This window comes from Ferribacterium limneticum (assembly GCF_020510625.1).
Lineage (GTDB): Bacteria > Pseudomonadota > Gammaproteobacteria > Burkholderiales > Rhodocyclaceae > Azonexus > Azonexus limneticus_A.
This window is the reverse complement of record NZ_CP075191.1, coordinates 3862435-3876207: the sequence shown is the minus strand read 5'-3', so window position 1 is coordinate 3876207 and position 13773 is coordinate 3862435. Positions and strand designations below refer to the sequence as shown.

18 protein-coding genes are annotated in these 13773 nt (G+C 59.6%); 11 read left to right on the top strand and 7 right to left on the bottom strand.

All coding sequences use genetic code 11. The features are described 5' to 3' along the window. The 5 genes from ruvX to KI617_RS18575 all read left to right on the top strand — a co-directional run bounded on the left by ruvX (position 1) and on the right by KI617_RS18575 (position 3527). Entirely contained in the window at positions 1–441 is a 441-nt protein-coding gene (ruvX, locus tag KI617_RS18595; RefSeq protein WP_226448860.1) for a Holliday junction resolvase RuvX, read from the top strand. After that, positions 413–922, top strand: a complete 510-nt coding sequence (pyrR, locus tag KI617_RS18590) for a bifunctional pyr operon transcriptional regulator/uracil phosphoribosyltransferase PyrR (RefSeq protein WP_226448858.1) — start codon at positions 413–415, stop codon at positions 920–922. Before ruvX ends, pyrR begins: the two co-directional genes overlap by 29 nt. Then, a complete protein-coding gene (locus KI617_RS18585; protein WP_226448856.1) occupies positions 915–1874 on the top strand; it encodes an aspartate carbamoyltransferase catalytic subunit in 960 nt (319 codons plus the stop codon). Before pyrR ends, KI617_RS18585 begins: the two co-directional genes overlap by 8 nt. 1 nt (position 1875) lies before the next feature. Then, on the top strand, positions 1876–3126 hold the full coding sequence (locus tag KI617_RS18580) for a dihydroorotase (RefSeq protein ID WP_226448855.1): 1251 nt from the start codon (positions 1876–1878) through the stop codon (positions 3124–3126). A gap of 119 nt (positions 3127–3245) precedes the next feature. Continuing rightward, positions 3246–3527: a ComEA family DNA-binding protein gene (locus tag KI617_RS18575; RefSeq protein ID WP_226448853.1), complete on the top strand. Its 282-nt coding sequence runs from the start codon at positions 3246–3248 to the stop codon at positions 3525–3527. Between the two features lie 48 nt (positions 3528–3575). Here KI617_RS18575 and KI617_RS18570 read toward each other — a convergent pair whose 3' ends face one another. Genes KI617_RS18570 through KI617_RS18555 form a run of 4 tightly spaced genes read right to left on the bottom strand, consistent with a single transcriptional unit; the run spans position 3576 to position 5894 of the window. Next, the gene (locus KI617_RS18570; RefSeq protein ID WP_226448851.1) at positions 3576–3866 is read right to left on the bottom strand and encodes a DUF167 domain-containing protein; all 291 of its coding nucleotides are present in this window, start codon (positions 3864–3866) and stop codon (positions 3576–3578) included. Further along, positions 3863–4396: a YggT family protein gene (locus KI617_RS18565; RefSeq protein ID WP_226448850.1), complete on the bottom strand. Its 534-nt coding sequence runs from the start codon at positions 4394–4396 to the stop codon at positions 3863–3865. Before KI617_RS18565 ends, KI617_RS18570 begins: the two co-directional genes overlap by 4 nt. Next, entirely contained in the window at positions 4396–5208 is an 813-nt protein-coding gene (proC, locus tag KI617_RS18560; RefSeq protein WP_226448848.1) for a pyrroline-5-carboxylate reductase, read from the bottom strand. The genes KI617_RS18565 and proC overlap by 1 nt, the downstream gene beginning before the upstream one ends. Then, positions 5205–5894 (bottom strand): YggS family pyridoxal phosphate-dependent enzyme, encoded by a 690-nt coding sequence (locus tag KI617_RS18555; RefSeq protein ID WP_226448846.1) that lies wholly within the window; start codon positions 5892–5894, stop codon positions 5205–5207. The genes proC and KI617_RS18555 overlap by 4 nt, the downstream gene beginning before the upstream one ends. Positions 5895–5950: 56 nt before the next feature. Between KI617_RS18555 and KI617_RS18550 the strand changes: the two genes are divergently transcribed. The 5 genes from KI617_RS18550 to KI617_RS18530 all read left to right on the top strand — a co-directional run bounded on the left by KI617_RS18550 (position 5951) and on the right by KI617_RS18530 (position 11337). After that, positions 5951–6994, top strand: coding sequence for a type IV pilus twitching motility protein PilT (locus KI617_RS18550; protein ID WP_226448844.1), 1044 nt, complete (start codon positions 5951–5953; stop codon positions 6992–6994). A 33-nt stretch (positions 6995–7027) separates the two neighbouring features. Continuing rightward, the gene (locus KI617_RS18545) at positions 7028–8164 is read left to right on the top strand and encodes a PilT/PilU family type 4a pilus ATPase (protein ID WP_319004126.1); all 1137 of its coding nucleotides are present in this window, start codon (positions 7028–7030) and stop codon (positions 8162–8164) included. A gap of 18 nt (positions 8165–8182) precedes the next feature. Continuing rightward, entirely contained in the window at positions 8183–8869 is a 687-nt protein-coding gene (locus tag KI617_RS18540) for a DUF4197 domain-containing protein (RefSeq protein WP_226448842.1), read from the top strand. A 50-nt stretch (positions 8870–8919) separates the two neighbouring features. After that, entirely contained in the window at positions 8920–9237 is a 318-nt protein-coding gene (locus tag KI617_RS18535) for a hypothetical protein (protein ID WP_226448840.1), read from the top strand. 108 nt (positions 9238–9345) lie between these two features. Then, positions 9346–11337 (top strand): UvrD-helicase domain-containing protein, encoded by a 1992-nt coding sequence (locus tag KI617_RS18530; RefSeq protein WP_226448838.1) that lies wholly within the window; start codon positions 9346–9348, stop codon positions 11335–11337. 190 nt (positions 11338–11527) lie between these two features. On the opposite strand, the gene KI617_RS18525 is transcribed toward KI617_RS18530, so the two are convergent. From KI617_RS18525 to mobA, 3 genes are all read right to left on the bottom strand, one after another. After that, positions 11528–11971 (bottom strand): c-type cytochrome, encoded by a 444-nt coding sequence (locus KI617_RS18525; RefSeq protein ID WP_226448836.1) that lies wholly within the window; start codon positions 11969–11971, stop codon positions 11528–11530. Positions 11972–12285: 314 nt separating this feature from the next. Next, positions 12286–12468 (bottom strand): hypothetical protein, encoded by a 183-nt coding sequence (locus KI617_RS18520; RefSeq protein WP_226448834.1) that lies wholly within the window; start codon positions 12466–12468, stop codon positions 12286–12288. A gap of 108 nt (positions 12469–12576) precedes the next feature. After that, a complete protein-coding gene (gene mobA, locus KI617_RS18515) occupies positions 12577–13182 on the bottom strand; it encodes a molybdenum cofactor guanylyltransferase MobA (RefSeq protein WP_226448832.1) in 606 nt (201 codons plus the stop codon). A 33-nt stretch (positions 13183–13215) separates the two neighbouring features. Between mobA and pncC the strand changes: the two genes are divergently transcribed. Continuing rightward, the gene (pncC, locus tag KI617_RS18510; RefSeq protein WP_226448830.1) at positions 13216–13716 is read left to right on the top strand and encodes a nicotinamide-nucleotide amidase; all 501 of its coding nucleotides are present in this window, start codon (positions 13216–13218) and stop codon (positions 13714–13716) included. Positions 13717–13773: the final 57 nt, after the last annotated feature.

The following is a 13773-nucleotide window of genomic DNA, read 5'->3' as shown; positions in this document are numbered from 1 at the left end:
GTGGGGACCATTCTCGCTTTCGATTTTGGCGAAAAGCGCATCGGCGTTGCCACCGGTGAAACCATGCTCTGTTCCGCCCACCCGCTGACTACTATCCACGCCGAGTCCAATGAAGACCGTTTCGCCGCCATCGGCAAGCTGGTGGCCGAATGGCAACCGGAGCAACTGGTGGTCGGGCTGCCAACCCATGCCGACGGAACGCCGCATGAAATGACGCGCTTGGCGACAAAATTCGGAGAACGTCTGGCAAGACGCTTCAATTTGCCGGTTTCCTATGCCGACGAACGCCTGACGTCGCTCGATGCCGAAGCGCGCTTGCGTGAGACCGGCCGTAACAGCAAGACCGCCAAGCCGCTGCTCGATGCCGTAGCGGCTCAACTTATCCTTCAAACCTGGTTCGAAAGCCCGCACCATGTCATCCCTGCCCAACCCTCTGCCTGATGCCGAGGCTCAGTGTCGCCAACTGGCTGACCTGATTCGTCCTCATTTGCACAAGAACCCCGCGCTGGTCGGTATTTTCAGCGGCGGCGCCTGGGTCGCCGAGCGACTTAAAGCGCTGCTCGGCCTGTCGGAAGGCATTGGAATGATTGATGTCTCCTTCTACCGCGACGACTTTGCCGAAAAAGGCCTGCATCCCCAGTGCCGACCGACAGTCATTCCGTTCGATGTCGAGGGGCGCCACATCATTCTGGTGGATGACGTGCTCTATACGGGCCGCACAACCCGGGCGGCGATCAATGAACTGTTCGACTACGGTCGTCCGGCGGCGGTTGAACTGGCACTGCTCGCCGATCGTGGCGGACGCGAACTGCCGATTGGCGCCACTTACTGCGTCTGGGACGTGGATCTGAGCGAAGGGCAGAGTCTGGTCCTCGCCCGCAACGATGCCGGTCAACTCGCCTGGAGGCTGGAAAATGCATAACCCGCAGTTGAACAAGAACGGCGAACTCAGCCATCTGTTGTCCGTTGAAGGTCTGCCCAAGACCATCCTGAACCAGATTCTCGACACAGCCGAATCCTTCATGGAAGTCTCGGCCCGTGAGGTCAAGAAGGTGCCCTTGCTGCGTGGCAAGAGCGTCTTCAACCTGTTCTTCGAGAACTCGACGCGCACGCGCACCACCTTCGAGATTGCCGCCAAGCGCCTGTCGGCCGACGTCATCAACCTCGACATCAATAAATCTTCAGCCAGCAAGGGCGAGACCCTGCTCGACACCATCGACAACCTGTGCGCCATGCACGCCAACCTGTTCGTTGTGCGCCATGCTTCGAGTGGTGCGCCCTACCTGATTGCCGAGCACCTGCATCGTGTCGGCCGCGACGACATCCACGTTGTCAATGCCGGTGACGGACGACATGCCCACCCGACGCAGGGTCTGCTCGATATGTACACGATCCGCCACTACAAGAAGGATTTCACGCAACTGCGTGTGGCCATCGTCGGCGACATTCTGCATTCGCGTGTCGCCCGCTCCGATATCCATGCGCTGACCACGCTCGGCGTGCCGGAAGTTCGTGCCATTGGCCCGGAAACCCTGCTGCCCAAGCATCTCGACAAGCTCGGCGTGCATGTCTTCCACGACATGAACGAAGGTTTGAAAGACGTTGATGTGGTCATCATGCTGCGCCTGCAGAACGAACGGATGACCGGCGCACTGCTGCCTTCGGCTGGCGAATACTTCCGCCACTACGGCCTGACGCCGCAGAAATTGGCGCTGGCCAAGCCGGATGCCATCGTGATGCATCCGGGGCCGATGAACCGTGGCGTCGAAATCCACTCGGCGGTGGCCGACGGACCGCAGGCCGTCATCCTGCCTCAGGTCACCTTCGGCATTGCCGTGCGCATGGCCGTCATGAGCATTGTTGCGGGGAACTGATATGAACATCGAAATCAAGAATGGCCGTGTCATTGATCCGAAAAACGGCATCGACCGCAGCAATACCTCGCTGTATATCGCGGATGGCAAGGTGGCCGGTATTGGCGAGGCGCCGGCCGGCTTTGTCGCCGAGCAGAGCATCGACGCAGCCAGTTGCGTGGTCTGCCCCGGCCTGATCGACCTTGGCGCCCGCCTGAACAGCATCGAGGCCGAACTGGCTGCGGCCGTCGCCGGGGGCGTAACCTCGGTGGTCGTGCCGCCGGATGCGGATCCGCCGCTGGACGAACCCGAGTTGGCAGATCGCCTTGTGCATCGCGGCGAGGAAATCGGCAAGGCACGTGTGCTGCCGCTCGGCGCCCTGACGCTGGGCCTCAAGGGCGAGCGTCTGGCCGAACTGGCCGGCCTGAAGAAGGCAGGCTGCGTCGCTTTCTCACAGGACAACAAGCCAGTGGTTGACACTGAGGCCTTGCTGCGTGCCATGGAATACGCTGCGACCTTCGATTTTGCCGTCTGGCTGCAACCGCAGGATTACTGGCTGTCGCGCAATGGCATCGCCCACGAGGGCGAAGTGGCGAGCCGCCTCGGCCTGGCCGGCATTCCCGTCGCCGCCGAGACCATCGCCATTGGCACCATCATCCAACTGGTGCGGATTACCGGCTGCCGTGTGCACCTCACCCGTATTTCATCCGCCGCCGGTATGGCATTGGTGCACCGCGCCCAGCACGATGACCTGCCGATCACCTGTGACGTCGGTGTGCATCACCTGTTGCTGACAGAAAACGACATTGGCTACTTCAATCCGCACGCCCGTTTCTGCCCGCCGCTGCGTACCCAGAATGACCGGCAGGCACTGTCCGATGCCGTAGTGACGGGTTGGGCCGCCATTTGCTCTGACCACACCCCGGTCGGTGCTGACGATAAATTATTGCCCTTTGGCGAAGCCAAGCCGGGCGCTACCGGCCTCGAAGTGTTGCTGCCGCTGACCCTGAAGTGGGCCGAGGCCGCCAAGGTCGACCTGCCGACTGCGCTGGCCCGTATCACCTCTGCGCCGGCCGCAGTGCTTGGTTTGGCCAGTGGTCAACTGGCGTTCGGTGCGATGGCTGACATCTGCATCTTCGACCCGGAGGCAAACTGGCAGCTGACGCCGGAAGCCCTGAAGAGCCGCGGCAAGAATTCACCGTGGCTGGGCTACATGATGACCGGCCAGGTCAAGGCGACGCTGGTCGGCGGACGGCTTGTCTATCAGGCGTGAGGTTGATGCTTTTGGAATAAACTATTCATATTGAATATAATTAAACGGCCTCACCGGGTGTTCCGGTGAGGCCGTTGTCTTGTGCAGCGCGATAATTTTTCAATATGGAGGAGCACCCGATGAAACGCTTACTAGCCCTGATTCTTGTTCTTTTGTCCAGCATCAGTCTGGCTTATGCTGCGGTAAATCTCAACACCGCCAGCGTCGACGAACTTGATGGCATCAAGGGCGTTGGCCCAAGCAAAGCGAAAGCCATTGTCGATTACCGGACCAAGAACGGCCCCTTCAAATCGGTGGATGACCTGAAAGGCGTCAAAGGTTTTGGCGAGAAAAGCGTCGCCAAACTGCGCAGCGAATTGACGGTGGGTGACAGCCCAGCCAAGGCTGCGGTAAAGAAATAAATTGCGCTTATGGCGGGCAAGCAGTCGTTTCTTAGGCTGCTTGTCTTTTCAGGCGGCCAGCCCGGCGATAGTCGTGGCATTGGCGCCAAGGACTTCCAGCACCTTGCGCCGTGAAGTCTGCCCGCTCTTCAGGCTGACCGAAGATTTAGCCAGCCCCAGTGTTTCGGCAACAAACTTGATCAGTGCCTCGTTGGCCTTGCCGTCGACCGGCGGTGCGGCGAGGCGGATTTTCAGCGCATCGCCATGCAGCCCGGCGAATTCCGTTTTCTTGGCGCCGGGCTGGATGTGGAGAGTCAGTGTGATGCGGCCGTCGCCGGCGACGCGATACCAATCGCTCACAGGAGCATCAGCACAACCTGCAGTAGCAGGATAGCGACCAGCGGCGACAGGTCGATGCCGGAAATGGTCGGCAGGATGCGGCGGATCGGGTCGAGGAGGGGGCGGGTCAGCTGATAGGCCGGGGCCGCCAATGGCGAATAGGGATTGATCCACGACAGTACGGCCTGCAGGATCAATGCACCGATCAGGATATAGACCGCCAGGCGGAGTACCGCGCGCGCGGCAAACCAGAGTGCCATCAGCGTGATGCTGCCCGGGTCGGCGTTCAAAGATGGGCCCGCCAGTCCGATCAGCAGGACCGATAGCAGCAGTTGTGCGGCGAGGGCGGCAATCAGGCTGGCCCAGTCGAAGCCGCCGGCCCCGGGGATGACTCGGCGCAGCGGTTTGACTGCCCAGTTGGTCAGCTTGACGACGAAGTCGCCGATCTGTCCGGCGAAAGAAACCCGCATTGCCTGCATCATGAAACGCAGCAAAAACAAGCTGCAGAAAAAGCTGACAACAGCGTCGAGCAAAAAGGCGATGGCCTGCATCAGTCAGCCCCAAGTATCTTGCCGAGTTCCTGCCCGCGCGCTGCGGCCGCCATACAGCCGGCAACGATGCCTTCTTTGACGCCGCGTTCGGCCATCACGTTCAGGGCGGCGGCGGTTGTGCCGCCCTTGGAGGTCACCCGCTCGCGCAGGGTAGAAGCCGGCTCGGTTGATTGTGCGGCCAGCGCGGCGGCGCCCTGGACGGTTTCGATGGCCAGTTGTCGCCCCTGTTCCGGCGTGAAGCCGAGATCGGCGGCCGCCTGCTGCAGCGCTTCGATGAACAGGAAGACATAGGCCGGGCCGCTGCCGGAGATGGCGGTAACGCCATCGATCTTGGCTTCATCTTCAATCCAGACGGTGGTGCCGACGGCGCGCAGCACGCGGTCAGCGACGGCGCGTTGGTCAGCACTGACTTCCGGTAGAGCACATAGTCCGGTGATGCCGGCACCGATCAGGGCAGGTGTATTGGGCATGCAGCGGACGATCTGGCGATGGCCGCCCAGCCAGCGCGACAGCGCCGTCATATCGAGTCCGGCGGCGATGCTGATGACTACAGCCTTGCCCAGTTTGCCAACCAGCGGTGCGACCGCTTCCTTCATCTGCTGCGGCTTGACGGCGAGAACGAGTACATCAGGTGAGGCTGGTGCGGCATCTGCGCTGGCGTGGCAGGTGATCCCGTAAGCACTGGCCAGTTTTGTCCGCGCTTCTTCACCCGGGTCGATCACGTGGATATCCGCTGCAGTAAAGCCCTGCTTCACCATGCCGCCGATCAGCGCGTTGGCCATGTTGCCGCCGCCAAGGAAAAGGATTTTCATGCGTAGTTTCTTTCACCAAAAATGGCCGTGCCGATGCGGACTATGGTCGCGCCTTCGGCGATGGCAGCTTCAAGATCGTGGGACATGCCCATGGAGAGTGTATCGAGTGGCAGACCGGCGGCCCGGATATGTTCGTAAATTTCCCGGAGCTGGCGAAACGGCTGGCGCTGGGCAGCGAGGTCGTCCGTCGGCTCGGGGATGGCCATCAGGCCACGCAGGCGGAGGCCGGGGAGCGCGGCGATCGCTTTGCACAAGGCCGGGGCTTCATCCGGCGCGCAACCGCTCTTGCTGGCTTCGCCGGAGACATTGACCTGGATGCAGACCTGTAAGGGCGGCAAGAAGGCAGGACGCTGGGCAGAAAGGCGTTCAGCGATTTTCAGGCGCTCGATTGAATGGACCCAGTCAAAGTGTTCGGCAACCGGGCGCGATTTGTTGCTCTGCAGTGGCCCGATAAAGTGCCATTCCAGATTGCGGCCAGTGATGGCGGCAATCTTGTCGATGCCCTCCTGCACATAATTCTCGCCGAAGGCGCGCTGACCCGCTTCGGCCGCCTCGAGAATGCACGCAAGCGGCCATGTCTTGCTGACGGCCAGCAGGCGCACCGTATCCGGCGAACGTCCGGCTGCCGCTGCGGCAAGGGCGATACGACTCTGGACAGCTTGCAGGTTGTCGGCGATTGCGCTCATAATCCTTTTGGAATTAACCACAAACCAAGTATACACGCGCTCCGAGGACGATCCGCATGGACATCACCGAACTGCTGGCCTTCAGTGTCAAGAACAAGGCTTCAGACCTTCACTTGTCGTCCGGGTTGCCGCCCATGATCCGCGTGCACGGCGACGTCCGTCGAATCAACTTGCCGGCCATGGAGCACAAGGATGTGCACGGCATGGTGTACGACATCATGAACGACGGTCAGCGCAAGATTTACGAAGAAACGCTGGAGTGCGACTTCTCGTTCGAAATCCCCAACCTGGCGCGTTTCCGGGTCAACGCCTTCAACCAGCAACGCGGCGCCGCCGCGGTTTTCCGGACCATTCCGTCCAAGGTGCTGACGCTTGAAGAGTTGAACTGCCCGAAAATTTTCAAGGAAATTTCGGAGTATCCGCGCGGTATCGTGCTGGTTACCGGGCCGACCGGTTCCGGCAAATCGACGACGTTGGCGGCGATGGTCAATCACGTTAATGAAAACGAGTATGGCCACATCCTGACGGTCGAAGATCCGATCGAATTCGTCCATGAGTCGAAGAAGTGTCTGATCAACCAGCGCGAAGTCGGGCCACATACCCTGTCTTTCTCCAACGCCCTGCGTTCGGCGCTGCGTGAGGATCCGGACGTGATCCTGGTCGGTGAAATGCGCGATCTGGAGACCATTCGCCTGGCGCTGACTGCGGCTGAAACCGGTCACCTGGTTTTCGGTACCCTGCATACGTCGTCCGCAGCCAAGACGGTCGACCGCGTGGTTGACGTTTTCCCGGCCGCAGAAAAAGAAATGGTTCGCTCGATGTTGTCCGAGTCTTTGCGCGCCGTCATTTCGCAGACTTTGCTCAAGACCAAAGACGGTAGCGGGCGGGTCGCGGCGCACGAAATCATGATCGGCACGCCGGCCATTCGTAACCTGATTCGTGAAAACAAGGTCGCCCAGATGTATTCGGCCATCCAGACCGGTCAGAATTTTGGCATGCAGACGCTGGATCAGAATCTGATCGACATGGTGCGGCGCAATGTGGTGTCGAGCAACGAGGCTCGCTACAAGGCGGCCAACAAGGACGCATTCCCGGCCTGATCAGGCCGGGAATAGAACAACAGAGGGGACGGTATGGAACGCGATCAAGCAATGAAATTCATGCACGATCTTTTGCGCCTGATGTCGCAGAAGAAAGGCTCGGACCTTTTCATCACGGCAGGTTTCCCGCCGGCCATCAAGATCGACGGCAAGATCACGCCCGTCTCGAATCAGATTCTGACGCCGCAGCATACGGCCGAACTGGCGCGCTCGATCATGAACGATCGCCAGGCCTCCGAGTTCGAAGCGACCAAGGAATGTAACTTTGCGATTTCGCCGGCCGGCATCGGACGCTTCCGGGTCAACGCGCTGGTCCAGCAGGGTCGGGTCGGCGTTGTTTGCCGGACGATCAACATGAGCATCCCGACATTGGACGAATTGCAGTTGCCGCCGGTCTTGAAGGATCTGGCGATGACCAAGCGCGGCCTGATCATCTTCGTCGGCGGTACCGGCACCGGCAAGACGACCTCGCTGGCGGCGTTGGTCGATTACCGTAACGAAAACTCCTACGGCCACATCATCACGATCGAAGACCCGATTGAATATGTGCACGATCACAAGAACTGCATCGTCACGCAGCGCGAGGTCGGCGTTGACACCGACGACTGGGGCCCGGCCCTGAAGAACACGCTACGTCAGGCGCCTGACGTCATCCTGATGGGCGAAATCCGTGATCGCAACACTATGGACTACGCCATCGCCTTCGCCGAAACCGGCCACCTGGCGTTGGCAACCCTGCACGCCAACAGCGCCAACCAGGCCATTGACCGGATCATCAACTTCTTCCCGGAGGAGCGTCGCCAGCAACTGCTGATGGACCTTTCGCTGAACCTGCGTGCCATGGTTTCGCAGCGCCTGATTCCGAAAAAGGATGGCAAGGGCCGCATGGCAGCCATTGAAGTGATGCTCAACTCGCCGCTGATCTCCGACCTGATCTTCAAGGGTGAGGTACACGAGATCAAGGAAATCATGAAGAAATCCCGTGAACTCGGCATGCAGACCTTCGACCAGGCGCTGTTCGACCTTTACGAGGCCGGCAAGATTACCTACGAGGACGCCCTGCGCAACGCCGATTCACTGAACGACCTGCGCCTGCAGATCAAGCTGCACGGCAAGGAATCCAAGGATCGTGACCTGACCACCGGTATCGGTCATCTGGATATTGTTTAAGCCTTTCAGGGGAACGCCATGCGTCGCTTGCTCAAGCCGGTTTTTGCACTGATTTTCTCGTTAAGCGCAGCGCTGGCCCAGGCCGGAGCGCTCGACGCCATTTCTTCGGGGGATGCCAGTGCCGGCGTCAAGGAAGCGCTGGCCAAGGGGGCTGACTACGCGGTTTCTAGCCTCGGCAAAAATAGTGGTTTTCTCGGTAACGACAAGGTGAAGATTCCATTGCCGGGTTATCTGCAAAAGGCCGAATCGGCCCTGCGCATGTTCGGCATGGGCAAACAGGCCGATCAGTTGGTTGAGACGATGAATCATGCCGCCGAAAATGCGGTGGCCGAAGCCAAGCCCATTCTGGTCGATTCAATCAAAAAGATGAGCGTTCAGGACGCCAAGGGCATTCTGACCGGTGGCGACGACAGCGTGACGCAATATTTCAAGCGGACTTCCACCGATCAGCTGACCGCCAAGTTCATGCCCATCGTCAAGACTGAAACCAACAAGCTGCAACTGGCCGATCAGTACAACAAGTTTGCCGGCAAGGCGGCCAGCGCCGGGCTGGTCGACAAGAAGGATGCCGATATCGACAGCTACGTGACGCAAAAGGCCATGGATGGGCTGTTCCTGATGATTGCCGAAGAGGAAAAGAAGCTGCGCGCCAACCCGGTTGGTGCGGGCAGTGATCTGCTGAAAAAGGTTTTCGGCGCCCTGTGACCTAAAGCCGGGCGCTCCGGATGCCGTAGACGGGTTCAGGAGCCCGTCAAATGCAACTGAATCGCCTTAGCTCAACTACGCAACGTCCCTCGCAGGAGTCCATCGAGCGGGCGCGTCATCTGCCGGATGAGCGCATCCGTCGCGTCGAGGCGCTTGAGGGTGCTGAAAGCGACCGGCAGCGCAGTCTGCAACAAGAGATTGCTGAAATAGAGCCTGAGGCGATTGCTGCCTTTAATGGCAGTGAGCAGATCATGCAGGGCGCCCATGAAGTCGCAGCGCAACTGGCAATTCTTGGCGCGGCGGTTGATGATCTGATCAAGCCTTCGTCCTTGAGGGCAGTGATGCACGGCATCGATGACAAGGCCTGAGTCGGCTTGTGCTCCCGCTGGCAAATTTCTCTTACCCTGGTGCTAGGGTAGAATCACTGACCTAATCAATGCGCCCCGCTTGGCCGGGGCGCTGTGTTTCCAAGGTCCATGTCCGGTCTCAATCCCCAGCAACGCGAAGCGATCCATTATCTTGACGGCCCCTTGCTGGTGCTGGCGGGCGCGGGCTCGGGCAAGACGCGGGTGATTACGCAGAAAATCGCCTATCTGGTCCAAGATTGTGGCTTCCAGCCGCGCAACATTGCCGCTATTACCTTTACCAACAAGGCGGCCAAGGAAATGCAGGAGCGGATCGGCAAGCTCTTGTCGAAGCCTCAGGCTGGCGATCTGCAGATTTCCACCTTCCACTCGCTGGGGGTGCGCATCCTGCGTGAAGAGGCCAAGGCTCTGGGTTACAAGCCGCGCTTTTCCATTTTCGATTCGGCCGATTGTGCCGGCATCATCGGCGAAGCGGCTAAAACCGTCGACAAAGGCACGCTGCGCCATCTGCAGTCGATCATTTCCAACTGGAAGAATGGCCTGATTACGCCCGAGGCAGCCCTGAAGCTGGCCAAGGACGATCACCAGACGCTCGCCGCCCATGCTTACCTGACCTACGAAGCAACGCTGAAAGCTTATCAGGCGGTCGATTTCGATGACCTGATCGGCCTGCCGGTCGTTCTCTTTCAGAAGCACCCGGAGATTGCCGACAAGTGGCAAAACCGCCTGCGTTACCTGCTGGTCGATGAATATCAGGATACCAACGCCTGCCAGTACCAGTTGCTCAAGCTGCTGACCGGTGTGCGTGCCCAGTTTACGGCGGTGGGTGACGACGATCAGGCGATTTACGGTTGGCGCGGTGCCGACATTGATAACCTGAAAAAGCTGCCGGCTGAATTTCCGTCACTCAAGGTCATCAAGCTGGAGCAGAACTACCGTTCGACGGTCCGTATCCTGAAGGCGGCCAACAACGTTATTGCCAATAACGAAAAGCTGTTCGACAAGAAGCTGTGGTCGGATCTCGGTCACGGTGAGCAGATCGCGGTGACCGCCTGTCGCGACAACGATGCCGAGGCAGAGAGTGTGGTCATGAAACTGCAGGCCCACCGCTTCCAGCATCGTAGCAAGTTCAAGGACTACGCGATCCTTTACCGCTCGAACCACCAAGCGCGCGGTTTCGAGGAGTATCTGCGTGACCATCGGATTCCCTACCTGCTCTCCGGTGGCAAATCGTTTTTCGATAAGCCGGAAATCAAGGACATCACCGCCTATCTGCGCCTGCTGACCAACGAGGACGACGATCCGGCCTTCATCCGGGCAGCGACGACCCCCAAACGCGGCATTGGCGCGGCAACCTTGCAGGTGCTCGGCACCTACGCCGGGGAGCGTCATGTTTCGCTGTTCCAGGCGGCTTTTGAAGAGGGCTTTGCGCACCGCGTCCAGTCGCGCCAGTTGGAGCCGCTGCTCGAGTTTTGCAACTTCATCAACCGCCTGCAGCACCGGGCCGGTACTGAGCCGGCGCAACAGGTGCTGCCCGATCTGCTCAAGGCCATCGACTATGAAACCTTTCTCTACGACCATGAAGAGGAACGGACGGCCCAAACGCGTTGGGGCAATGTTTGCGAGTTCGCCAACTGGCTGAACAAGAAGGGCGAAGAGCAGGGCAAGACCTTGATCGAGCTGACCCAGAGCATTGCCCTGATCAACATGCTCGACAAGCAGAACGACGAAGACTACGACGCCGTCCAGTTGTCGACGCTGCATGCCGCCAAGGGGCTGGAGTACAAGCACGTCTTCCTGGTCGGGGTCGAGGAGGGCATCCTGCCGCATCGGGAGTCCATTGATCCGGCCAAGATCGAGGAAGAGCGCCGGCTGATGTACGTCGGCATCACCCGCGCCCAGCACACATTGAATATTTCGTACTGCGAGCGACGCAAACAGATGCGGGAATTCGTTCCCTGCGAACCATCGCGCTTCATCGAAGAGATGGGCAAGGACGACATCCGCTTCTCAGGCGGCAAGGATGCAGCGCCGCCTGACAAGGCGACCGGCAATGCCCGCCTTGATGCCATGAAAGCCATGCTGGCCGGCAACAAACGCTAACCCTGAGGGGGTGAGCGCGGGTAGTCCGGGAGATGCGCCCTGCGCCAATGCGCGTTATAGCGGATTACCCGTTGAATGAGATCCGGGCGGCAAGTGCCAGCGTCCTCGGTGCAGGGCAACGCAATCAGGCAATGCCGGAGCTCAATAAAAAAGGAGGCCGTAGCCTCCTTTGCAGTCAGGCGAAAGTGCCTTACTTGACCTTGCCCATCACGTATTCGACGACACCCTTGATTTCGTCGTCGGAGATGGTGGCACCACCCTTTGGCGGCATCGCGCCCTTGCCGTTGGTGACGCTCTTGATCAGCGCATCCTTGCCGGTGGCAAGACGCGGTGCCCAGGCTGCCTTGTCGTCAATCTTCGGAGCGCCGGCCGCGCCGGAGTTGTGGCAGGCGCCGCAGACCGTGTTGTAAATGGTGGCGCCATCCTTCGGGCCGCTGGCAGCTGGTGCTTCAGCCTTGGCCAGTTCGAACTTGGCAATCGGCTGGATGCGAACGTCGGATTCGTCGGTGCCCTTGGCTGCGTCGGCGGCCGAGTTGTAAGTTCTGTTGGTGAGTGGATAGATGATGGCGATCAGAATTACTGCGACGCCGATCGTTTTCCACATGATGCTCTTGGAAGAGTTTTGTTCAGCCATGCCGAAGACCCCAGTGCGAATAATAAAAACCCGATTATAACGGCCCGCCGGAAGTCAGCCAAAAAAATACCCCGCCAGTGGCGGGGTAGAAAATTCTCGAAAGGGGGAATTTCGAGAGGAGGGGTTCAATGCACAATTGCAGTGTATGTCCCGGCGCCTCTCTCGTCTGTCGTCCTTTCGTAGCCTTCTGTAACAGAATGTTGCCAGTGGCTAGGTGAATTTTGTGTTGCGTCGCAGCAATTCCATTTGGGTTTCTCATGGAGTGGCCCGATTGTGCGATCGAGCCTTGCTGCATTTTGCCAATCGGCCAGCGATCAGCTTTCGATCCGGCAGATTTCAACGGCGCTGTTCGGTACCTGGTAATCGGTGGCCAACTGGCTTCTTGCCGTGTCTTCGATGGCTTCACCTTCACGAACCACGAAATGGCGGGCGCCGTTGAAGTCCTGCGGGATACCGGCGCGGTCCTGGGTAATGCGATAGTGGATTTTGACGTTCATGGCTGTTCCCCTTCTATGGGTAATTGTTATTTCTACACGCCAAGTATAGTCAATAAATGCTGCGCTGCAATATCGGTTTTCCACAGGTGACGAATGTCGCCGGATGGCTTAGCTTTTTTGCAGATCTGCCAGCGTGTTGAAATTGCTGAAAGCCTCGGGCTGATCGGAAAAATCGACCTCAATCCCCCTCATCTCGGCACACCACAAAGCCACCTTGCGACCACCGGATTGCAGATAGCCTTCGAGCTTGTCACGCAGTGCTGTCCGGCATAAACAGAAGACCGGATGGATACGCCCGCCAGCCGAGGCGATGGCAATATCGGCACCCTGGGATTGCAGCCCGGCGTACAGGCGCTCGATCAGATCGAGCGGCAAATACGGAGAGTCGCAGGGGACGGTTGCCACCAGGGGCGTCTCGGCCGCCGTCAGCGCGGCGTGCAAGCCGGCCAAGGGGCCCGCAAATCCGCTGATCACGTCGGCAATCAGCGGGTAAGCCAGTGCCGCGTACTGTTCCTGGCTGCGGTTGGCATTGATCATCAGCCGGTCGACCTGCGGGGCCAGCCTTTCGGTGACGTGGCGGACCAGCGGCCGGCCATCAAGTAACTGTAAGCCCTTGTCGACGCCGCCCATGCGCCGGCCCAGCCCGCCGGCAAGAACGACACCGGTAATCGATGGCGTGGATGGGCGGGAAAAGCGGGGTTTGGCGGTGGGCATCGGGCGATTGGTAACGTGCTAGGATGAACCATTATGTCCGAACTGGAAAAACTTGCCGAACGTCTCGGCGCCCTGCTTCTCGAGCGCGGTGAGTGGCTCGCTGCGGCCGAGTCGTGCACTGGCGGATGGCTGGCCCAATCGGTGACGGCCATTGCCGGCAGTTCTGCCTGGTTCGACCGGGGTTTCGTCACTTATTCCAATGCTGCTAAGGTGGATATGCTTGGCGTGCCGGAGGCGACGCTTGATCGCCACGGGGCCGTTTCCGAGGCTACGGCGCGGGCCATGGCCCAAGGCGTTCTGGCTCACAGCCGGGCAGACTGGTCGGTGGCGATTACCGGCATTGCCGGACCATCCGGCGGCTCGCCGGAAAAACCGGTCGGCACGGTGTGCTTTGCCTGGGCCTGGCGTGATGGTGGGTGCGAGGCTTGCACCTGTCATTTTGCCGGGGATCGGGCCACTGTTAGGGAGCGATCTGTTCACTATGCCTTGAGCGGCTTGCTGGAGCGTATCGGGGGGCTACCGCTCCTGGCTTGAGTTTGCCCAGGCACTGGCAGATAATTGGTAAAATTGTAAAAATTCCCATAAAGGGTT